This is a genomic window from Sivoneniella epilithica UHCC 1019 (assembly GCF_040830845.1).
GTDB lineage: Bacteria > Cyanobacteriota > Cyanobacteriia > Leptolyngbyales > Leptolyngbyaceae > ULC077BIN1.
This window is the reverse complement of record NZ_JBFPDP010000015.1, coordinates 95,772-117,632: the sequence shown is the minus strand read 5'-3', so window position 1 is coordinate 117,632 and position 21,861 is coordinate 95,772. Positions and strand designations below refer to the sequence as shown.

22 protein-coding genes are annotated in these 21,861 nt (G+C 47.4%); 10 read left to right on the top strand and 12 right to left on the bottom strand.

Annotated elements, in window-relative coordinates:
- Positions 1-19: 19 nt before the first annotated feature.
- The 3 genes from AB3R30_RS11735 (at position 20) to AB3R30_RS11725 (ending at position 2,900) form a co-directional block, all read left to right on the top strand.
- Positions 20-1,453 carry a protein adenylyltransferase SelO gene (locus AB3R30_RS11735; RefSeq protein WP_458649372.1) on the top strand — a complete coding sequence of 478 codons (1,434 nt, stop codon included), beginning with the start codon at positions 20-22 and terminating at the stop codon, positions 1,451-1,453.
- 11 nt (positions 1,454-1,464) lie between these two features.
- Positions 1,465-2,070, top strand: a complete 606-nt coding sequence (locus tag AB3R30_RS11730) for a GNAT family N-acetyltransferase (protein ID WP_458649371.1) — start codon at positions 1,465-1,467, stop codon at positions 2,068-2,070.
- A gap of 131 nt (positions 2,071-2,201) precedes the next feature.
- On the top strand, positions 2,202-2,900 hold the full coding sequence (locus tag AB3R30_RS11725) for a CsgG/HfaB family protein (RefSeq protein WP_458649370.1): 699 nt from the start codon (positions 2,202-2,204) through the stop codon (positions 2,898-2,900).
- Here the strand turns inward: AB3R30_RS11725 and AB3R30_RS11720 are convergent.
- A complete protein-coding gene (locus AB3R30_RS11720) occupies positions 2,875-3,006 on the bottom strand; it encodes a hypothetical protein (protein ID WP_458649369.1) in 132 nt (43 codons plus the stop codon). The genes AB3R30_RS11725 and AB3R30_RS11720 overlap by 26 nt on opposite strands.
- A 79-nt stretch (positions 3,007-3,085) precedes the next feature.
- Here AB3R30_RS11720 and lgt point away from each other — a divergent pair, with 79 nt between their 5' ends.
- The 3 genes from lgt to AB3R30_RS11705 all read left to right on the top strand — a co-directional run bounded on the left by lgt (position 3,086) and on the right by AB3R30_RS11705 (position 5,918).
- The gene (gene lgt, locus AB3R30_RS11715) at positions 3,086-4,051 is read left to right on the top strand and encodes a prolipoprotein diacylglyceryl transferase (protein WP_458649368.1); all 966 of its coding nucleotides are present in this window, start codon (positions 3,086-3,088) and stop codon (positions 4,049-4,051) included.
- A gap of 172 nt (positions 4,052-4,223) precedes the next feature.
- Complete coding sequence (gene cobM / locus AB3R30_RS11710; protein WP_458649367.1) at positions 4,224-5,063, top strand: precorrin-4 C(11)-methyltransferase; 840 nt, start codon at positions 4,224-4,226, stop codon at positions 5,061-5,063.
- A 345-nt stretch (positions 5,064-5,408) separates the two neighbouring features.
- Positions 5,409-5,918, top strand: a complete 510-nt coding sequence (locus AB3R30_RS11705) for a hypothetical protein (protein ID WP_458649366.1) — start codon at positions 5,409-5,411, stop codon at positions 5,916-5,918.
- A gap of 149 nt (positions 5,919-6,067) precedes the next feature.
- On the opposite strand, the gene AB3R30_RS11700 is transcribed toward AB3R30_RS11705, so the two are convergent.
- The 4 genes from AB3R30_RS11700 to AB3R30_RS11685 all read right to left on the bottom strand — a co-directional run bounded on the left by AB3R30_RS11700 (position 6,068) and on the right by AB3R30_RS11685 (position 8,866).
- The gene (locus tag AB3R30_RS11700) at positions 6,068-6,517 is read right to left on the bottom strand and encodes an ATP-binding protein (RefSeq protein WP_458649365.1); all 450 of its coding nucleotides are present in this window, start codon (positions 6,515-6,517) and stop codon (positions 6,068-6,070) included.
- A gap of 332 nt (positions 6,518-6,849) precedes the next feature.
- Entirely contained in the window at positions 6,850-7,482 is a 633-nt protein-coding gene (locus AB3R30_RS11695) for a J domain-containing protein (protein WP_458649364.1), read from the bottom strand.
- Between the two features lie 47 nt (positions 7,483-7,529).
- Positions 7,530-8,126 (bottom strand): ATP-dependent Clp protease proteolytic subunit, encoded by a 597-nt coding sequence (locus AB3R30_RS11690; RefSeq protein ID WP_458649363.1) that lies wholly within the window; start codon positions 8,124-8,126, stop codon positions 7,530-7,532.
- Positions 8,127-8,170: 44 nt separating this feature from the next.
- Positions 8,171-8,866, bottom strand: coding sequence for an ATP-dependent Clp protease proteolytic subunit (locus AB3R30_RS11685; RefSeq protein ID WP_458649362.1), 696 nt, complete (start codon positions 8,864-8,866; stop codon positions 8,171-8,173).
- A 201-nt stretch (positions 8,867-9,067) separates the two neighbouring features.
- On the opposite strand from AB3R30_RS11685, the gene AB3R30_RS11680 reads away from it, so the two are divergent.
- A complete protein-coding gene (locus AB3R30_RS11680) occupies positions 9,068-10,312 on the top strand; it encodes a vWA domain-containing protein (RefSeq protein WP_458649361.1) in 1,245 nt (414 codons plus the stop codon).
- A gap of 183 nt (positions 10,313-10,495) precedes the next feature.
- Positions 10,496-11,584: a mannose-1-phosphate guanylyltransferase gene (locus AB3R30_RS11675; protein WP_458649360.1), complete on the top strand. Its 1,089-nt coding sequence runs from the start codon at positions 10,496-10,498 to the stop codon at positions 11,582-11,584.
- Between the two features lie 21 nt (positions 11,585-11,605).
- Here AB3R30_RS11675 and hemW read toward each other — a convergent pair whose 3' ends face one another.
- Positions 11,606-12,832 (bottom strand): radical SAM family heme chaperone HemW, encoded by a 1,227-nt coding sequence (gene hemW, locus AB3R30_RS11670; protein WP_458649359.1) that lies wholly within the window; start codon positions 12,830-12,832, stop codon positions 11,606-11,608.
- A gap of 185 nt (positions 12,833-13,017) precedes the next feature.
- On the opposite strand from hemW, the gene AB3R30_RS11665 reads away from it, so the two are divergent.
- Positions 13,018-14,100, top strand: coding sequence for a PIN domain-containing protein (locus AB3R30_RS11665; RefSeq protein ID WP_458649358.1), 1,083 nt, complete (start codon positions 13,018-13,020; stop codon positions 14,098-14,100).
- A gap of 48 nt (positions 14,101-14,148) precedes the next feature.
- Here AB3R30_RS11665 and AB3R30_RS11660 read toward each other — a convergent pair whose 3' ends face one another.
- From AB3R30_RS11660 to AB3R30_RS11650, 3 genes are all read right to left on the bottom strand, one after another.
- Complete coding sequence (locus AB3R30_RS11660) at positions 14,149-15,891, bottom strand: AAA family ATPase (RefSeq protein WP_458649357.1); 1,743 nt, start codon at positions 15,889-15,891, stop codon at positions 14,149-14,151.
- A gap of 11 nt (positions 15,892-15,902) precedes the next feature.
- The gene (locus tag AB3R30_RS11655) at positions 15,903-16,469 is read right to left on the bottom strand and encodes a hypothetical protein (RefSeq protein ID WP_458649356.1); all 567 of its coding nucleotides are present in this window, start codon (positions 16,467-16,469) and stop codon (positions 15,903-15,905) included.
- Positions 16,470-16,607: 138 nt separating this feature from the next.
- Positions 16,608-18,164 (bottom strand): DUF4912 domain-containing protein, encoded by a 1,557-nt coding sequence (locus AB3R30_RS11650; RefSeq protein ID WP_458649355.1) that lies wholly within the window; start codon positions 18,162-18,164, stop codon positions 16,608-16,610.
- Positions 18,165-18,502: 338 nt separating this feature from the next.
- Here AB3R30_RS11650 and AB3R30_RS11645 point away from each other — a divergent pair, with 338 nt between their 5' ends.
- Complete coding sequence (locus tag AB3R30_RS11645; RefSeq protein ID WP_458649354.1) at positions 18,503-19,306, top strand: LmeA family phospholipid-binding protein; 804 nt, start codon at positions 18,503-18,505, stop codon at positions 19,304-19,306.
- A gap of 283 nt (positions 19,307-19,589) precedes the next feature.
- Here the strand turns inward: AB3R30_RS11645 and hemB are convergent, their stop codons facing one another.
- The 3 genes from hemB to AB3R30_RS11630 form a co-directional block, all read right to left on the bottom strand.
- Entirely contained in the window at positions 19,590-20,573 is a 984-nt protein-coding gene (gene hemB, locus AB3R30_RS11640; RefSeq protein ID WP_458649353.1) for a porphobilinogen synthase, read from the bottom strand.
- A gap of 150 nt (positions 20,574-20,723) precedes the next feature.
- Complete coding sequence (locus tag AB3R30_RS11635) at positions 20,724-21,149, bottom strand: MAPEG family protein (protein ID WP_458649352.1); 426 nt, start codon at positions 21,147-21,149, stop codon at positions 20,724-20,726.
- 71 nt (positions 21,150-21,220) lie between these two features.
- On the bottom strand, positions 21,221-21,481 hold the full coding sequence (locus AB3R30_RS11630; protein WP_458649351.1) for a MoaD/ThiS family protein: 261 nt from the start codon (positions 21,479-21,481) through the stop codon (positions 21,221-21,223).
- Between the last annotated feature and the right edge of the window lie 380 nt (positions 21,482-21,861).

Below are 21,861 nucleotides of genomic sequence, written 5' to 3'. Positions count from 1 at the left end.
TGGCAATTTACGACTCAAGATGCCCGCATCAAACTCAAGCGTCTCTATCCATCAATTCTTTCTTGACAGACTACTAGAGCGGTTAGGCGATGACTATTACGATATTGTTGCGGCTGCCGAGTTTCCCAAGCATATCCTGCGGTTCCGCAACAACGACCTACTGCAAATTTTGGAACTCGACCCACAAGCAGTCAGTGACGAAGATTTCATCAACGCTTTTGGCAAATTTCAGACTCCGCCCCGTCCGTTTCTCGCACTGCGCTATCACGGCTACCAGTTTGGTAGCTACAATCCCGCATTGGGAGACGGCAGAGGTTTTTTGTATGGGCAGGTGCGGACTGCCGATCGCGAACTCTACGACTTTGGCACCAAAGGATCAGGCACCACGCCTTATTCTCGTGGGGGCGATGGTCGGCTGACCCTCAAAGGCGGTGTGCGAGAAGTGCTTGCCGCTGAGTCATTGCACCGCATGGGGGTGAGAACTTCGCGCTGTTTGAGCCTGATTGAAACCGGAGATCAACTGTGGCGAGGCGATGAACCGTCACCCACACGAGCATCGGTCATGATCCGAATGCAGCGATCGCATATTCGGTTTGGCACCTTCGAGCGATTGCATCATTACGATCGCAAAGACCTAATTGCCACTTTGCTGGATCATGCGATCGAGCAATACTATCCCCACTTGTTAAGCAATCCAGACCGCTATTCCTTGTTTTATGCGGAACTGGTGCTGCGGGTCGCTGAACTTGCCGCCCAGTGGATGGCTGCGGGTTTTTGCCATGCTGTGCTGAATACCGATAACATGTCGATTACAGGCGAAAGCTTTGATTACGGACCCTTCGCCTTCATTCCCACCTTTGATCCCACGTTTACCGCCGCCTATTTTGATTACTATGGGCGCTACAGTTACGCCAATCAACCCGAAATCTGTCGCTGGAATTTGGAAATGCTCCAGGCTCCCTTAGGGCGCGTGATTTCCAAAGCAGATTTAGATGCAGGGCTTTCTCAATTTGGGACTCATTACCAGCAAACTTACCAAAAGCGGATGCTGAATAAACTGGGATTACCCGGTGACCTCACACCAGCCAGCACAGAATTATTAAAAACAACCCTACGATTCCTCAAAGAGTCTCAGATTAGCTATCCTGGCTTTTTTTCAGAACTCACTCAAGATTTTTCCTCAGTTTGGCGAGATGACGCAGCCATAATCTTGGCATCAGTAGACCTAAAAGATGATGCCTTCAACACGGTATTTAGCCAGTGGAAGGTGCAATATTTCAATGAGTTATTAAGTGTGCCAGAGGCAGAAATGGCAGCAATCAAAGCTCGACTTCAGCAAAATAATCCTGCCATCGTGCCCCTTCGTCCAGAAATTGAAGCCGTGTGGGAAAAAATAACGGAGGAAGATGATTGGAGCAGTTTTTACGATCTGTGCAATCGCATCCGAGCTTAATGGGGGTAACCATGCTTTCAGAATGGCAAGCGATCGGCTACCTTAGACTGCCAACCCTTGAAACTGAACGCCTGATTTTGCGATTGGCAACCCGCGACGATGTTCCCACCATGCTCAATTTTTACCTAGAAAATCGAGACTTTCTCACTCCCTATGAACCCACTCGTTCTGAAGACTTCTATACCTTTGGCTTTTGGCAAGACCAAATCGAAAAAGCCCTGATCGAATTCAATTATGATCAGGCAATCAAATTCTGCCTATTCAAAAAAACGATGCCAACCGTTCTGATTGGCAAAATTAACTTTTATCAGATTCTTCGCGGTGTCTGCCATTCATGCGTTCTAGGCTACAGCTTGGCAGAAACAGAACAAAGCAACGGCTACATGACCGAAGCTCTGGAAACCGCTATTCATTTTGTCTTTGCCGAGGTAAACTTTCATCGCATCACCGCAAACTACATGCCTCGCAATCAACGAAGCGCCAATGTGCTTAAGCGGTTAGGCTTCACAGTAGAAGGCTATGCCAGAGACTATCTCCGAATCAACGGGCAATGGGAAGACCACATCCTCACGAGTTTGACCAACCCAAACTGGAGATTTCAGGAAATTAACCCGTAATAAATGATGGATACTTACAGATGACCCATGGTTTTTAAAGTGGGTGGGTATACTAACTGTTTGAAAAAATCATCGTCTGAAATCTCTGTCAATTTTAGTAGATTGATCTTTAATTTAAAGGGACACTAGCAATGACCAAAATACTCAGCAAAAAGCAGTTTCTGTTGCTTTCCCACTGTTCTCTCAGCTTCATGCTGATGGTCGGAATAGTGGCACCATTTTTTCCAGGGGTAGGGTCTCCTGAGCAGGCTGTGGCTCAAGTTCCAACTAAAAAGAAAAAAGTTGTTGTCGTTGACTTCGACTTTGCCAATACTGGCGATTCTAGCTACTGGTATTCCTATCGAGGCAGTGGTGCTGCGAGAGGCATTAGTGAACTGTTGATCAACAAATTAGTGAACGACGGAACCTATTCAGTCGTTTCTCGCGGTGCTGTCGAAAACTATCTGAAAGAAAAAGGCATCAGCGGTCCAATGGATGAAGCTACAGCAGTTAAAGTGGGTAAAGCATTGGGTGTAGATGCCGTCATCGTGGGCACAGTCACTCGCTTTAATGTTGAAACTAAACGGGCAAGCGGCGGACTCTTTGGCATTGGTGGCAATTCGGAAACCCAGAAAGCCACTGTGCAACTTACTGCCCGTGCTGTTGATACCACCACTCAAAGCATTATTGCAGCTTGGAATTCGGTTGGAGAATCCTCAAGCAGCAGCGGTGGTGGGTCTGTGTTTGGGATAGGTGGCAGCAGTGGTAGCAGCGGTTCAGACGAAATTTTGAGTAAAGCTGCTGATGATGCAACCAGTAAAATTGTTAAGGAGATGAAAAGTCGGCTTTAAGGACACGCTGAAATGCTGATATTCGCGACTTGAAAGGCTTGAACACGATCGCCCCTAGGGGCGATCGCATTCGGGGACGATAAAAGCTTCCTGCAAAATCACCCATAGCAACTAGAATCAAGTCTGTGGCACGGTGGTTAAAACAGGTTAGAACACAAAGATCCTTGAGAAATCAGGAATAACGGATGGTTGTTGTCTTGACCTTTCCTTGTACTGCTATATTTGCAGCCGTCGCTTGTCAATCGTTCTTAGGAGAACGTCCCTTGGTTTCTTCCTTGCTGCTGCCTGCTTTTCAATTTACGTCTCCAGGATCAGAGCTTCCTTGGTTTCAGGGAACGGGATTTTCGATTCGCTGGTATGGATTGCTGATTGCTTCAGCCGTCTTAATTGGGGTGAATTTATCTCAATATTTAGCGCGTCGTCGTCGAGTCGATCCAGAGTTAATTGCTGATTTGGCAATTTGGTTGGTCGTTGCCGCCATTCCTAGCGCCCGCTTATATTACGTTTTATTCCAGTGGCAAGATTATGTGAACCGTCCTGAGCAAATCATTGCGATTTGGAATGGGGGAATTGCGATTCATGGTGCCATTTTGGGTGGGTTGCTGGCAGCCCTAATCTTTTCGCGCTTAAAGCAGATTTCTTTCTGGCAGCTAGCGGATTTAGTTGCGCCGTCGTTGATTTTGGGGCAGGCGATTGGACGCTGGGGCAATTTCTTTAACTCTGAGGCATTTGGCAGCCCAACTGATCTGCCGTGGAAATTATTTATTCCGCGCGATCGCCGTCCTTTTGGATTTGAAACTATGGCGTATTACCATCCCACTTTTCTATACGAGTCGCTGTGGAATCTCATGGTTTTCACCCTGCTAATGGTGCTGTTTTTTAGAGACTTAAAAGGCAAACCAAAACTCAAGACTGGAACGCTGTTTTTGGTTTATCTGGTTGCTTATAGCGCTGGAAGACTATGGATTGAAGGATTACGAACCGATAGCTTGATGTTTGGTGCGCTCCGCATTGCTCAAGTGATTAGCTTGGTGCAAATCACGATAGGAGTGTTGGGATTAATTTGGCTCTATAAACTGGGGCGATCGCTACCGGATGTCGTCCCTGCTGCCACACTGCAAAAAACAGATCTGAGTGATTCTAACCAATAGAATTTGCAGATTCCCCAACAGCCCATTACTTATAGGTAAGCGGCTGACCCATGGAATAAAAAAGAAAACCCCAGAGATAAACTCCAGGGTTTTAATCAGGGTGCATCTACCATTTCTTTCTTCTAAAAATCAGTCTCGTATCCGGAGTAATTGAATTGAAATTGCAAAATTTATGACGAGTTTGTCAAAAAAAACGATGCAGCCTTTCCTTCCTCCCATGGTTTACATCGTTGGAGCGGGTCCTGGCGATCCAGAGCTATTGACAGTCAAAGCCCACCGCCTGCTAGCCCAAGCGGATGTGGTTGTAGTTGCTGATTCCCTGGTGCCTGAGCAACTGTTGCGATCGCTTCGATCCGATGCTGAAGTCATTCGGACTGCCCACAAAACCTTGGATGAAATCTTGGCGGTAATGGTGGCAAAAGTGCAAGCAGGAAAGTCAGTTGTGCGGCTTCATTCAGGCGATCCTTGCTTATATGGAGCCATCCAAGAGCAAATGCAAGCGTTGTTAGAAGCAGAAATTCCCTTTGAAGTGATCCCAGGAATTAGTGCGTTTCAGGCTGCTGCTGCTAAATTGCGAGTAGAGCTAACGGTTCCAGGCATAGTGCAAAGCATCATTTTGACCCGCATCAGTGGACGCACTCAAGTTCCAGAGGCAGAAGAGCTATCAACTTTGGCAGCGCATCAGGCTAGCCTTTGTTTATACCTGAGCGCTCAGCATGTAGAAAAGGCTCAACAGCAATTAATGCAGCACTACCCGGCAAACACACCCGTTGCGATTTGCTTTCGCATTGGTTGGGAGGATGAAAAAATTCTGCTGGTGCCGTTAACCCAGATGGCAGAAGTAACCCAAGCAGAAAATTTGATTCGGACAACACTGTATATTGTTAGTCCTGCTTTAGCGGCTACCACGGTTCCTAAAACGATCGCAACCCAGAACTTCTCTGCGCCATTTGCTCCAACGCGATCGCGCTTGTATAACCCAGAACATAATCATATTTTTCGTCCTTCTTAATCAGCGATTTGACGAATGTACGCCTAATGCCATCTTGAAAAAGACTTAACCCGGATCATTCACCAATTCGCAAAACACTGATGACGAGGATACCAAAAAAATTAGACTGTTTTTGGGTCAAATCGTTAGATGCACTTTGTGAATGTTCACAAAAAGGTAGAAGCCATGTGGAAAAAGGATTTCCGTTACCTTCTGCCTTTCAACTTTGCATTTCGGACTTCGCACTTCGCACTTTGCCTGCCATCCGCTGCCCTAATTTTTTAGCCGAGAGTGGAACATTCCTCTAAAAATTCTGTCTTAGAAAAACAGATCTAGATCACTTTGATTTTCCTTAAGGAGATATCTATGGTAGCTTCTGTGCCGACTCGTATGGGTTGGGGTGCGTTCGGTGTGGTTTCAACCCTAATTTCAATGGTGGGGCTAGGAGCTATGGTGGAACCAGCCTTCTCCCAATTTCAACAGCAAGCTTGTGTCGAAACTAACTCCGGACAGGTTGTTTGTGGGCGGCTCGTTGATAACGACAACAACCGTAACAACCGCAATAATCGCGATCGCAACAACAATCGGTATGATGACGATCGCAATTCAAACGCCTGCTCAGTTAATGGATTTGACGAGCAGTTTTATCGCCTCGCCTACCAAGACGTAGAAGCCGCTATCCGCCAAGGACGGGTTAAAACTGCTTGCAGCCATTACCGCAGTTTTGGGCGCTATGAAGGACGCTTTCCCCGATTCAACGAAGCGAGCTATCTCACCAAAAATCCAGATGTTGCCAACGCAGTCCGCCTGAGACAAGTCCGCAGCGGCTACGAACACTGGCAAAAATATGGTCGCTTTGAAAATCGATCACTTTAGAGTTCTAAAAAAGGCGATCGCTCCGGAGAAAGGGAGCGATCGCCTTTATATCATCCAGAACACAATCACTTGTTTCGCCCCCTCAGCAGTAAAAATTGCTTTTCAACAAAAATACCTGCTTAGGAATCAATAGTGCCTTGCGCTACTCTTTATTGAACTATGGGCATCTTAGATAGATTCTTCACTTGCTTACATAAGCGAAGCTCTGTTCCTTGGCGATTCCACTGCACCTTGTCAAAAACTTGGTGAAGAATATACAGTCCACGACCGCATTCTCGCTCTTGGCAAACCGAACTTTGATCTAACCCAATCTCCCAAGCTTGGGGAGGTCTAAACCCAGCCCCTTCGTCTGAAATGATCCACCAATAGTGATCAGTGATAATTGAAAACCGAACTAAGACCGTTTTGCCGGGGTCTAGCTTGTTTCCATGCTTCGCTGCATTGACTAAAGCTTCTTGCAGCCCAAGCTTCACCTCTGATCTCCACTGACATGGAATTTCTGCTAGCAGCAACTCCAAAATAGGAACTAAATAAAGAGTTGAAGCAAAGCTTATCGTATTCCAACTTCGCTTCACTGGATGAGAAGAAATAGCTACCACTCAAAAAACCCTGTACTATTCAACAGGTCAGACGGACAACTCAAAAATTAAGCACCGTATTAGCAATAAACTAAAAAAATATAAAATCCGTAAACTCTCAATGAGATCTACCAAAGTTCTTAGCTAATTTAGTTTTATGAGCTTGATCTAAAGAATACTAGAAGGACTATGTGAGAAGCACGTCTCAAAGCGTAGAACCGAAGCTCTAAATAGAATCCTTTCACTTAAACTATATCAAAGTCTTTCTGAAAATGCACCTGTAGAGGGAAGTTTCGCCTTTTTATGAGAGTTGTAAGGCTCAACTTGATCAAAATTCAGTATTTTCTCTTAGATCATTTACTGATGCAGCGGAAGTCTTTTTCAACTTCTGCCCACAAAGAACGATTATGGGGATCAGTCTGTAGAGCCTTTCTTAAATAAATTCGGGCTTTGTCAATTTGATGATCTCGAATGAGAAACCGTCCCCATTGCTGGTAAACGATCGCCTGCCATTGAATCACTTCTGGATCGCGAGACATGCGTTGAGCCAAGCTTTCGACTAGGGCGATCGCTCTAGGAAATTTTTGGGTTCTCAAAAGCTGCTGTAACTGTTGATAGGAACTCGCCTTTAACTGCTGCTCTAAAGGAGAAAGCGATGGGTTTACCTGAACCTGCACCGCTGGTTTAGTTTGCTTGCCAGGACGTGCCTTTGATACTGAGGCTTGATAGTTATGCTGGTTTGTTACAGCTTGGTGTTGATTAATTTCACGAGGCACACTGTTTAGTAACCATTTGTAGGCGATCGTTGCTTCAATGAACTTATCTTTGGCACGTTGATCCCCAGAGCTTACATCGGGATGATATTTTCTTGCTAAACTCCGATAGGCAACCTTGATATCCTCAAAGGAAGCCTCACCAGACAGTCCAAGCAATCGATAGCAATCTGCGGAATTCATCAAGCTCAGCAACAGCAAAATAATAAGCATTCTGCCATTGCTGAGGCAACTTAGTAACAAGAACTTGAAGATAGTTCCTAATTGACTGTTTCAATCACACTATCAATCAAGCCATATTCTTTTGCTTCTTGAGCCGACATAAAGTAATCGCGATCGGTATCCTTTTGGATCTTTTCAATCGATTGCCCCGTCCGCTCTGCCATTAAGCCGTTAAGCTCCTGGCGAATCCGCAAAATTTCCTTTGCTTCAATTTCAATATCCGTCGCTTGTCGTCGTCCGGTGCCACCCAGCGGTTGATGAATCATGATCCGGGCATGAGGTAGCGCTAATCGTTTGCCTTTGCTGCCCGCTGTTAGCAAAAAGGCTCCCATGGATGCTGCTAAGCCCACACAGATAGTGACCACTTCAGATTTGATGTGCTGCATGGTGTCATAAATTGCCATGCCAGCAGTTACAGACCCCCCTGGAGAGTTGATGTAAAGGTAAATGGGCTTGTTTTGATCATCCGAATCCAAGTACAGCATCGCGGCAATAGTAGAATTTGCCAGCGAATCAGTGACCTCTTGTCCTAAGAAAATGATCCGTTCTTGGTTAAGCCGGGTGTAAATATCAATCCAGCGCTCGTAAGTGCTACCAGGAAGACGATAAGGAACGCTAGGAATGCCAATAGGCATAAGAGATACTCCTTTGAATAAGAAAATTACTTGGATTGGTAATGTTAACTGGCAGCGGCAAGGACTTCTTTGGGCGCTTCTTTTGTGCTTTCTAAAACGCGATCGATCAGCCCATATTCCACCGCTTGGTGCGGAGTCATGTAAAGCATTCGATCGGTATCTTTTGCTAGCTTTTCGGGAGATTGCCCTGTGGTTCTAGCCAAAATATCTAGCATAGACTGCTTGTTTGCTAGCACTTCTTTGGCACGAATTTGAATATCGGTTGCCTGCCCTTGAGCGCCTGTACGGGGTTGATTTAACACGATAGAGGCATGGGGGAGGCTAGCACGGAACCCTTTAGCCCCCGAAGACAGGATGATTGCTGCGGTGCCTAAGGCTTGACCAATACAAATTGTGTGTACAGGAGGTTTAATGTAGCTTAGGGTGTCGCAAATTGCGAAGGCTTCGGTTTCGTAACCGATCGCGTCGCCATCGTACCAAGAGGTTCCAGTGGAGTTGATATAAAACCGAATCGGCTTTTCTGGATCTTCAAACTGAAGGTAAAGAAGCTGAGCAATGATCAACTCGGTTACATCAATCCCAACTCGCCGCTTTACGTCATCGGATGAGAAAAGGGGCAATCCAAGATAGATGATGCGCTCCTTCAATAGGAGAGACGGCATATCCGGTGGCGGAGTCCGCATGTAGGAGTCTCCACCACCATAGTAGGGAGACTGAGCAGCTTGAATGGATGATGTCATAGCAGCGTATCACCTGAAATGTTTTGCCTAGGAGAACGGCACTGTTTATTCATATTAGCGTGACAGTCCCTATTCCAGCATTTCGCCTATGCTGGAGTATTGGATTGAGCTTTGAATCTTTGGACGCTCCGAGTAGCTCATAATTCCAGCCTTTAAGCCTTGACCTTGTTCTATCTCACGCTGCGACAGGATAATTCATTTATGAGAGTTGGTTTACAGGTTGCCCTCAGTGATGCCCGTGTCGATGTGGCTCAGCCCTTGAGTCAACGCCAGCTATCGGTTTCGATGTCGGCGATCGCTGATGAATTTAGCCAGACGGCACCGCTGAACCTCTGCCTGATTTTGGATCACAGTGGATCTATGAGCGGACGACCGATCGATACGATTCGTCAGGCGGCTCAGCGATTGGTAGATCGCCTCTCATTAGGCGATCGCATTTCCATTATTGGGTTTGACCATAAAGCAAAAGTGTTGGTGCCCCATCAAGTAGTAGACAATCCTGCCAGTTTGAAGTTGCAGATTAATCAACTGAAGGCAAGCGGGGGAACGGCGATCGATGAGGGGTTGCGTCTTGGCGTTGAAGAAATGGCAAAAGGCAAGCAAGGCACCATTTCCCAGGCATTTTTACTGACCGATGGCGAAAACGAGCATGGCGACAACGATCGCTGCTTGAAATTAGCCAAATTAGCAACGGGCTATAACTTGACGATTAATACCCTCGGCTTAGGGGATGCTTGGAATCAAGATGTGCTGGAAAGTATTGCTGATGCGGGCGGCGGTGCTATGTCTTATATTCAAAATCCAGAAGAAGCCGTGGCAGAGTTTAGTCGGTTGCTCAGCCGAGTACAGTCGATTGGGTTAACCAATGCCCATTTGGTGCTATCGCTTGCTCCGGGTATGCGGTTGGCAGAATTGAAACCCATTTCTCAAGTGGCACCCGATACAATTGAGCTAACGGTGATGCAAGAAGGCTCACAGGCTATTGTGCGACTAGGAGATTTAATGGTCGAAGTGCCTAGAGTTATTTTGGCGAACCTGTATCTGAATCAAATGGCAGCCGGATCGCAGGCGATCGCCCAAGCCCAGATTCGCTATGATGACCCAGCGACCAATGCCGAAGGATTACTCTCTGAAAAAATTCCGGTCTATGCCGACTACATCAGCGACTTTCAACCCGCCCCTAACCCTGACGTGCAGCAGCAAATTTTGGCATTAGCAAAATATCGGCAAACTAAAATTGCGGAAACCAAACTGCAACAAGGCGATATGGCAGGTGCGGCAACGATGATGCAAACTGCTGCTAAAACGGCGCTGCAAATGGGTGATGATGGAGCCGCCACCGTGCTGCAACAAAACGCCACGCGGTTACAATCTGGCGAAGGACTTTCGGAGGGCGATCGCAAGAAAACCCGCATGGTCTCTAAAACAACCCTTCAGGCAGAATGATAGTGACGCGATCGCAAAAGTAGTGACCTTGCTTTATCAACCCTCCGTAAAACAACGGGTCAGTTCAAAGCTCCGATGAAGATTGGTGCGATCTCACTGTGCAAATGCTTGAAATCTTGTGAACACTAATGGTGCGCGTTGCGCTCCCTAATGCTCAATCATTCCTAACGTTTGGAGAATTTTATGAGTACCCCCTCTCTCATCCCTGTAATCTTGGCAGGTGGCAAAGGTGAACGCTTCTGGCCCCTCAGCCGTCGCAGTCGCCCCAAACAATTCCTCAGCCTTGATGGCAGCGGTAAGAGCTTGTTGCAGTCAACCGCCGATCGCTTGCTGACGATGGCAGGCAGTTGGGATGCCGTTTGGGTCGTGACCGCCGCTCACCTAGCAGACTTGGTGCGGGAACAGTTGCCCCAAATGCCAGAAAGCAATTTGTTGATTGAACCCGAAGGTCGGGATACTGCCCCTGCGGTGGCTTGGAGTACCTTAGAGATTGCTCGTCGGCATGGCAATGATGCGGTGGTGGGGTTCTTTCCAGCGGATCATTGGATTGCCGATGAAGCGGCTTTCTGTGCCACTCTTGCCGCCGCTGCGGAACTGGCTATGAAGGAAAGCGCGATCGTCACCTTGGGAATTGCTCCGACCTATCCGGCTACAGGCTATGGCTACATTCAGCAGGGCGAAAAGCAGGGCGTTTATGGAGGCGATGCTGCAACCCCTGAGCCGGGTTTTGCGGCTTATCGGGTCGATCGCTTCACCGAAAAACCCGATCGCGCCACAGCAGAGGAATTTCTAGCAACAGGCAAATTTAGCTGGAACAGCGGTATGTTCGTCTTTCGGGCTGGCGTAACCCTCGATCAACTGCGAATCCATGCGTCCGAAATTTTGACTCCTTTAGAAGAAAGCGGCGTGGCGATTTATCCCAGCCTGCCCAAGAAAAGTATTGACTATGCCCTAATGGAGAAAACCCAGCAGGCGTATGTGTTACCCGTGTCTTTTGGGTGGGATGACTTGGGCGATTGGAACGCGATCGATCGCCTGATGCAAAGCGACAAGCCCAACGTGGAACTGGCAACCCATGTCGGCTTAAACACCAGCGGCGCTCTGCTCTATGCCTCCGATCCAGAAGAAGTGATCGTTACCTTGGGTCTGGAAGATGTTGTCGTTGTCCGAGACGGTAAAGTGACATTGATTGTGAAGAAAGACCGCACCCAGGACATTAAACAAGTGCTAAAAGAAATTCAAGCCAATCCTGATATGCAAGAGCTTTTGTAAGGATAGGGAATAGGGAATAGCTTATTCTGCTTCAAATTCCTCAAATAGCTCTGTTAGGACAACGTTAGAAAAGAGGAATCCTTCAGGGTTGGTGAGCTTGACTCGTCCAGAAATTGGCATTTCCAGCGAAGTGTCTTTTGGCTCAACGGCGACCCATCCGGTTTTGCGGTGAGGCTGCAAACGCCGCCAGACTCGCGCGATCGCCGCTTCTCCAAACTGCTCTACCAAGGTTGCGATCGCCAATCCTTCCTGCAATCGCAACCCCAACATTAATGTATCGAGCAGTAAATCTAGATTTCCGCTTTCTTCCTTTTTCCTGTTTCCCCTTTCCCCTTTTTCCACCCACTCATAATATTCCCCAGTTTTTCGGGGACGAGCAACGCGATCGCCAGCAATATAACTGGTTGCGCCCATGCCAAATCCATAGAACGGGCGATTTTCCCAGTAAACACGGTTGTGTCGACATTGGTAGCCCGGTTTGGCGTAGTTAGAAATTTCGTAATGGTCATAGCCTGCGGTGGTTAAGACCTGGTGCGCCATGCGATACATTTCAGCCGTGGTTTCATCGGAAGGCAGCGGTTTAATGCCGGGTTTATATTGCCGACCAAAAGCGGTGACTGGCTCTACGGTTAGGTCATAACAGGATAGATGGGCGGGAGATAGGGCGATCGCTTTCTCCAAAGACGTTTCCCAATCTGCCAGGGTTTGATGCGGCAGTCCAGAAATCAAATCCAGGCTGATATTCATTAACCCGGTCGCTCGAATGGAGTCAAATGCTCTGTAAATGTCCTCTACGGTGTGCGATCGCCCAGCAGTTTGCAGCAGATTTTCTTGAAATGCCTGAACTCCCACGCTGACCCGATTCACTCCAGCGGCTCGGTAGCCTGCAATTTGCGCCAGATCGAATGTCCCCGGATCAACTTCCATCGAAATTTCTGCGTCCGTGGCAATGCCAAAATGTTGATCTAATGTTTGCAAAATGTGATCAACCTGAGCAACTGCCAGCAAGGAAGGAGTTCCGCCGCCAAAGAAAATGGTGTTAAGCGGCTTGCCCAACCCTGAAGCATCCGGTGCTTGCTGCCGAATTTCTTGACACAAGAACTCCACATACCGGGCGATCGTGCCGGAATTGCTGCCATTGATGCGATCGCCCGTCGTCGGATTTTTATCTCCCACCACCGACACAGGAAAGTCGCAGTAGTAGCAGCGTCGCCGACAAAACGGACTGTGGATGTAAGCAGATAGCATACTTTTGTCCCAAGGAACACAAGTGTGGAGAGTATAATAAAACATGCCAACTTGTCAGCAAAGCCAGAACAGTTGCCCGCCCTGTTCCATCGATCCTCTATCATGGGCAAATTGGCGATCTAACCCAGCTTGGCATTTCCTTGAGCCTCTTGGCATCAGGATACGTCCCTAACACATGTGAATCTATGCTAGATGCAATCATAATTATTTCATTCATGCTGGCAGGGGCGGGGATTGGCTTCTATGGCATTGAAGACCTGCCTGCTAGTGTCTTGCTGCAAGTGTCAGACGAGGGCGCTCTCCAATTCGTCATTGCTGTTTTTGGGGCACTGATTGGGCTAGTTGTGGGCTTTGCAGTGCAAACGGGCTTTCGGCGATTAGAACGTCAGGTTCGTGCCATGCCTGCGGATGTGTTGTTGAGTCGGGCGATCGGTTTGGTGCTGGGCTTGCTTGTGGCTAATTTGCTGTTGGCTCCCACATTTTTGCTACCGATTCCTCCAGAATTTTCGTTTATTAAGCCGCTGATTGCAGTCGTGGGCAGTCTTCTATTTGCAGTATCGGGAACGTCTCTAGCCGACACTCACGGACGGGCATTGCTCAGGCTCATCAATCCAAACTCGGTTGAAACCTTACTGTTTACCGAAGGCACCTTAAAGCCAGCTTCAACAAAGTTACTGGATACCAGTTGCATCATCGACGGTCGGATTGAAGAATTATTGGCAACGGGGTTCTTAGAAGGACAACTGCTCGTACCTCAGTTTATTTTGCAGGAATTACAGCAGGTTGCAGATGCATCCAACGATCAAAAGCGGGTGCGCGGTCGGCGTGGTTTGGATATTCTGAACCGGATGCGAGAAGCTTATCCCGATCGCATTGTGATTAATTCGGCAGACTATGACGATGTGCCCATGGTCGATGCCAAACTGGTACGGTTGGCGCAAGAAATTAACGGCACTTTGCTGACCACCGATTACAACTTGAGCAAAGTTGCCACGGTGCAAAAGGTTCAGGTTCTAAACGTCAATGATCTAACTCAGGCAGTGCGTCCAAGCTATTTGCCAGGAGACAGCATTGATCTAAAGATTTTGAAAGAGGGCAAAGAACCCACTCAAGGCATTGGCTACCTGGATGATGGCACGATGGTTGTAGTGGAAGAAGGGCGGAGCTACTTGGGCGGTGGAGAGGTGCAAGTGATTGTTACGAGTGCGCTACAAACTTCAGCAGGACGCATGATTTTTGCTCGTCCCAAAGCCTCGTTGGTGGCATAAGCCAAATTATGCGTTGGCTATTAACAAGTTTTTTAGAGGGCTAACAGTTTAGGAGTCTTCATTCAAGTCAAATTCGCGGCTCCATTCGGGAAAATCTGCATTAGGTAGCCGTCCATAAAGCTGAATTTGGCTGATGGGTTGCCAAGGCACTCGTTTGAGCAGACTTACTGTTAGCGCAGACATTTCCACGGGATCAGGTGCGGGATCGGCTTCAAAAACAACCTGGAGGCGATCGCCCGTCATTCGCAGTTTGGCAGTGACTCCCATGGGTTTAAGCGATTGCAACATCAGCGTTGTTAACGGGTCTAGCATCGCATCAGGGCTGGACACGGGAGGCGCTGCAACATCAGGAGCAGCAGCCGTGACAACTGGAATAGGGGCGCGCATTGCTTGCCTGGGATCTACCACATTCGCCGCTGGAATATCTTCTGGCAAAATAGTGGTCAAAATTTCATCGGTTAATGTGTTGATTACGGCTAATCGATTTGCTTGTTGCTCGATCGTTTTTTCAAACAAATTTCGTACTAAGCGTCCATTACCAAAGGTGCGATCGCGATTTTCATACAGTTCTGTTAGTAACGTTTTCAGTTTTTGATTCGCCTCTTCTGTCGGTGAAAAATGGCTGTCTTTGCACATTTTTTTGAAGATGGCTACCAGTTCATCGGGCGTATAATCATTGAAATAAAAATAGCGATTAAACCGCGATTTCAACCCAGGATTAGATTCAACAAATCGCGCCATTTCATCGGTATAGCCAGCAGCAATCACTACTAAACGACTGCGATAATCTTCCATCCGTTTCAACAACAAATCTACTGCTTCTTGCCCAAAGTCGCGAGAACTATCCACCGGAACAAGTGCATAAGCTTCGTCCACAAACAGCACTCCATCTAGTGCAGAGGTTACTTTCTCGTCTACTTTTTTAGCGGTGCCACCGATAAATTCTGCCACCATACCCGCGCGATCGGTTTCAACTAAATGTCCTTTGGCTAAAAATCCTAGTGCTTTAAAAATTCGACCCGTTAATCGAGCTACTGTCGTTTTTCCAGTTCCCGGCGGACCCGAAAACACAGAATGTAATGAAACTGAAGTCGTTGCCAAACCGCGTTCTGTCCGAACTTTTTGGACTTTCAAAAAATTAGTTAATGTCCGAATTTCTTCTTTAATGTTGGTCATTCCAACTAATTGATTCAGTTCATCTAAAACTTTCTCTAGGCTTTCTGGTTCCTCAGCAGCATCCGCTTTTTCCTGTAGGGTTTTAGCCGGGTTAGTGAAGGCTTGCGGATCAGTTTCATATGTATGCAAAAGTTGCCAAATCGTGGCTAATGCTCCCGCTTCTTCTAACGTAATATTGCCATCTGCTTTAACAACCGATTGGGCAAATCGATAAAGACTATTTACCGTTTTATTTAGAAAGCTTGTGCCCTTTTCCTCATCCATTTTTTTCAGCATTAAGGGTAAGAAAAGCTGATGAGTTACAGGCGCTTCTTTTTGTAGTTCTAACAGAAGTTTTAGAGCTTCTTTTTGATATTTCAACCGAATATCTGGTAAAAACTCCCACTGATCAAAGACGGCTTTCAAGCGTTCTTTGTCTTGCTTAATTAAGGCATAGATTGTAATAAACCCTAATAACTCATTAGCGGTAATTTCATTGTTACTTCGTCCACAAATCAGAACAATTTGAGCGAGATCGGTGAGCAAAAAGCGTTCATATTCTTTGTTGATTTGCAGCAAAGGTAAAACTTCTATATACAAGCTGTTGGCTTCTTGTTTAATTTCTCTTGTATCCATTTCAATCTCCCTTATGGATTAACTTCTTCCCATAGCCGCGTTAATTGGTAACGCCATGCGCTGAGGGTTTCTTCTCGCGCTTCGGCGCCTGCTTGCATATCGCCCAGCATCCCTTCTTCATAGAAACGGTCTAATGTTTGTAGTGTTGCTCCGAGGGATTGCCCTTGATGTTTAGCAACCTGAACAATCTGACGGACTCTAGCTTCTATGAGACGGCTAAAGCAATCACTTAAACCTCGCTGACGAAGCTGAAGCAGCCGTTGTACTGCGGAGATAAAGTCTTCTGACGTTAACGTTGCACAACTATGTTGATAAATGCCCCACAAAACATTTTGTTGTAGGGCGTAGCGGGTTTGTTGGGTGAAATCAAAGTTATCTTCCATCAATTGCTCAATAAACGGTTGAGCCTCTTGAGCAGGAGCGATCGCCACCAGCAATCGGAGCCACGACTGATCATCAGACAGCAGCACCAACAAGCGAAATTCGGGAGTATCTATTTGCCACGATCCAGGCGCTAGGAGTTCAACTTGCTCTCCAAATAGCTGGCTGAGTTGAATCGATAGTTCAGTTGGGATCATTAGTTTTTGAGTATTTTCTCATACCGCGATCGCCTTGGGATCTTGCCAAAGGATGAAAGATTTGCCTGCCTAACATGGAAAAACTCCCCTGATCCCGTTCAGGGGAGAAAAACTAAAAGCAAACTTTAATCAAAACCGCTAGGAAAGCCATTCTTCAACGGCTTCTTCTTTTGTATTAGTCCGGCGTTCTGGAGTTTCGCGATTAAATTTCATGTGAATAGCGCGCATCTGCTCACCATCGGCGGCAACTGCCATGATCGGGTAGTCAATCAGTCCATCTTGGAAAGACATTTGAAACCGGAAAGTGCCATCAGGATTAAGGGCGATCGGGCGACCGCCTACTGTGACCGTGGCATCTGGTTCGGTAGCTCCATACACAATTAACTCCGCATCTGCAATGAGCCAAAATTGACGCGGACGGGTAATGGGTAAAGAGCCTGAAAAACCAACTCCAGACATGCCAACTCCAGACATCATGCCAGCCCCAGACATGGTTATTCCAACTCCAGACATGCCAGCCCCAGATGTTGTCATGCCCACACCAGACATCATGCCAGCCCCAGACATGGTTATTCCAACTCCAGACATGCTGCCAGCCCCAGACATGGTTATTGCACCCGGGGCTGCCCACATACCAGAGCCAGAAGCAAGCACATAAGAACTCACAGATTGTTGCATTGAACCAGCCACATGTTGCATTGAGCCAGTTACATGTTGCATTGAGCCAGTTACATGTTGCATTGAGCCAGTTACATGTTGCATTGAACCAGCCACATGTTGCATTGAACCAGCCACATGTTGCATTGAACCAGCCACATGTTGCATTGAACCAGCTACATGTTGCATTGAACCAGCTACATGTTGTATCGAGCCTGGAACTTGTGTTTGTTCGGTAGAGCTATAAATAGACCCAGCAACATGATCAGCTTGATTCACTTCGGTTAAGCCATAAACTGGTTCATAGGCAGAAACAGATGGATCAACACCCAGTTGTTTTCCGGGGGAAGTTAAAGTGGCGTAGGTTTTGCCGCGTAGTTCTTCTTCCCAAGGAACTGTGAGAAAGTGGTCTTCAATCCAATCCGATGGGTAGATGGGCGGAATCCGAACGGGGGCTGAGCGCGCCAACGTTAACCAGCGTCCGTCAGCACAGCGATAGCCAATATCGATTACATAGTCGCGATCGCTGACTGGAATGGGTAAATACCACTCTTGTGCTAGCTCATCGCAAGGATATTCCTGAATGCTGTGGGGTGCCTGAAACAGCAGACTAACATCGGTTACATCATAGATACGCAGGGCAAGTTGCTGTCCTCCTTGTTGCCGAAGTTCTTGTTTTGCCGCAAAGGAAATATCCCAATAGGTATATGCCCACTGGGGATCGCGAGGCATTAGGACAATTCGACTATCGCCATATCCTTGGGGTAAGTCTGGTAAGCCTTCATCAACTGATGCCAAGGCTCCACCAGTGAGATCATCTTGACCCAGATTAAATTTGGCAGTTTCCACGACCTCTTGAGGCGCTCTTTCACGTTGAGCCGCGATCTCACCTTGTTGCTGCATGGCTTGAATCGCTTGAATCGCTGCTAAAAGCTGATCTTTCCGCATCCGGCTATAGCGGGAAACACCGCATTCGCTGGCGACTCTACGAAGTTGCCGCAGCGTCATTTCATCAATGGGGGGACGTTCTGTAGACAAGATAATGGCTCCAAGCTAATCGAAAGGATAAAGATGACTTTCTATAAAAAACCTAGGATTTCTAACTAACGCCTGATGGCAAACTAGGTATTTTGACGCATCAGGATCAATTGTTAAATTAATGTTGCAAGAAAGCGGCGGCAGGGTCAAGTGCTAGAACAAAGAATTTTGAAGCGTTTGACGAATACTTAAGCGATCGCGAGATCACTATGTCAAATTTTCATAACATTTTGATTCGGATGGGGATCACTAGGAACCGCGCTGCGAGATTTAAGCGGGTTGAACGGCACAACTCGATATACTCAGGAGACATAGTACGGTCGTTAAAGCGTATTCACATGTCAGGTCGCGAACCTCAAGAACAAAGCCATTTACCAGAGCTTGATTTGGCAGATTTAGTTGATGAAACTCAACATAGCCATGGCGATCGCCAGCAAAGCCGAGTCATTAGTCGGGTATTGTCGCCTGCGGTGAGGCTTTGGCTGCGATCGCAGCTTGAGCATGTAGAAGCACTGGAACTGGAGATTGAAGCTGGCGATCGCCAGCTTTTATCGGGTTCACTCTCTCAAGTGGTTGCTTCTGCCCATAAAGCAATTTATCAAGGGTTACACTTTAGCCATGTTCGAGTCACAGCCCAAGCGATTCAAACCAATCTGGGGCAAGTGCTGCGAGGCAAGCCCTTTCGCCTACTCGTTCCATTTCCGGTTAGCGGCAGAGTGACGCTATCGGCAGCAGATTTGAACAGTTCCCTACATGCGCCCTTGTTGGGGAATGCGGTCAGCGATTTTTTACTTGGCTTATTGCAAAACGAGACCCCAAGCGGGTTAGATGGTACGACGGCTGAACTGCACAATATTCAAGTCACGCTGCAAGAGGGCGGACTGATATTCAATACAACGCTGGTGCAGAATAATCAGCAGTATCCGCTAATTGTGCAAACTCAACTCGCGCTTGAAGGAAGCGATCGCCTGCGGTTGGATCAGTTTGATTGCCAGTTAAAAGGTGGACTGGAGCCGGGTTCACTGGCTAATTTGCCAACCAGTTTTACGTTTGATCTTGGCTCGGAGGTGTGTTTGGAGGAGTTAACGATTCATCCACAGCAAATCGTGTGCCGAGGACGAATCACAGTTAACCCAGCCTGATTTGCAAGATTTTACGCGATGTGCAACTAAGAACCCTCACCCCAAACTCCTCTCCCGCAGGAGAGGAGCTTTCGGACATTTCTTGTTCCCTCTCCTCTTGTTCCCTCGCCCGCTGGGAGAGGGCTAGGGTGAGGGCGATCTTTGTGTTGTTTCAGAAAAGTTGCACATCGCGTTACCAATTCAAATGGAGGACGCAACAGATCTGAGGTTGAGACCGTGACTGAGTAAAACTTCCACAACTCAAAACCCACAACTCAAAACCAAAACTCAAAACGGCATGACTTTAAGCGCCTAACCAACGAGCGGCATCTTTGGCATGGTAGGTGAGAATTAGGTCGGCTCCGGCACGTTTGAAACTGGTTAGGGTTTCCAAAACGACGCGCTGTTCGTCGATCCAGCCATTGAGGGCGGCGGCTTTGATCATGGCATATTCACCAGAGACGTTGTAAGCAGCAACGGGCAGGTTGGAGGCTTCTTTTACACGCCAGATGATATCCATGTAGGACAAGGCAGGCTTGACCATGAGCATGTCTGCGCCTTCGGCAATGTCTAGTTCAATTTCTTTGAGAGCTTCGCGGGCATTGCCTGGGTCCATTTGGTAGGTGCGGCGATCGCCAAACTGAGGCGTAGAGTCGGCAGCATCCCGGAAGGGACCATAATAAGCCGAAGCATATTTTGCAGCATAGGACATGATCGGCGTATCTTGAAAACCTGCCGCATCTAGCCCTTGACGCACTGCCTGCACAAAGCCATCCATCATTCCAGAAGGAGCGATAATGTCTGCGCCTGCTTTCGCTTGAGAAACGGCGGTTTTTTTCAGGAGTTCCAAAGTGGGATCGTTGAGTACTCGTCCCGTTAGGTCGCCTACTTCCAAGTAGCCGCAGTGTCCATGGGCAGTATATTCACACAAGCAGGTATCCGCAATCACGATCAGGTCGGGCACCGCTTCTTTAACCGCAGTTGCCGCTTTTTGGACAATGCCGCAATCATGCCAAGCGCCCGTCGCGTCGTCATCCTTATCAGCGGGAATGCCAAATAAAATAATGCCAGGAATTCCCAGATCGTAGACTTCCTTAGCTTCTTCAACAATTTTGTCTACCGAAAGCTGAAACACTCCCGGCATGGATTTCACTTCTTTGGCGATCGCCTCACCCGGAACTGCAAACAGCGGATAGATCAAGTCGCTGGTGGTTAATACCGTTTCACGCACCATGCGGCGAAGCTGAGGATGGCTACGAAGGCGACGAGGACGATGAACTGGAAACATAATTCAGATTAAGGATGCATCAGTTCTTAAAAGTCTAAAACGTTCTGCTGCGGAACAATTGCTTCCCTACGTTACGTTGTGTTGCAGAAAGTACGGAGTACGAGGCGCGAAATACGAACCCCGAACTCCAAACCCTGAACCCCCGAACTTCTACCCAAGCTGTTTCAAGCTGAGGACAAACAGGGTAAAGATGCTAGTGGAGCCGATCGCAAACATCAGTGATCGCCCTGGAACAAAATTCAAAACATAAAAAACGGGATAGAGAGTGCGTGCGATGACAAAGGCGATCGCTGCCCAAGCCGCATTGGGAGAAGTCACTTGAGTCACATAAGCCATCAGTGCCGCCGCTGTAAATAGCATGAACGCTTCAAAGGCGTTTTGATGTGCCCAGGTTGCTCGTTGAGCATAGATCGGCAACTTATCCACCAGCGCCCGTGGAGTTTCTAGCGCCTGAAACCCAATTTGGATACGCCCATAAGCCACTAACAAAAAAGGTAAATAAATCAATGCCGATGCTGCCACAATGCCATAAAGCAATGCCGCAGGCGTAGAAATTGGAAGTTGGGGAAGGGTCATGGTTTCACGTAAATGAGTAGCAACATCTTTAGCGTACTAGCAGGTAGAGCATGATGTTAGGTATCGCGATACTATCCACCACTCACGGGCGGAATCAAAACGACTTCATCGCCGGATTGCAAGACGGTTTCTGGTGGGACAAATTGTAAATTTACGCCAAATCGGGTTAAATCTTGCCACTGAGCGAGTTGAGGATGGGCGGCAATTAGGCGATCGCGCACGGCTTCAACCTTTGTCCCTGTGGGCAACTCCAGTTGCAAGTCTGATACTCCACACGCCTCTTGATATGCCGCAAATAGCTTGACTGTGACCCTAATGATTGAATCAGACATAGTGATGAGGGAGTAGGGAAAGGGCGATCGGGGCACTTCTAATTTTAATAGGAAGGAATACCTCTCAGTTTCATCGATCGCCGCCAGTCTTAAACCTTTGCTCCAAAGAAAAAAGGGAGTGAAACTTAAAGATAAATTTCACTTTCTCCCAATATCCAAGGCTGCATAAAGGCTAGAAAGTCGCTAAGTTGGAAACAGGCGCGTTAGTACCAGTTGATTTTTGTGAATAACGACTCATGCTGGTAGTGCTGTACACGGATTCTCTGGAAACGTGGTTTACCCTAATAAAGGAGTGAGTTGAATGAGTGAGTTGAATTTTTTCTCGATAACATATCCCTACTCTGCTGTAAATTGATAGCGTATTTCCGAGATTGAATTCA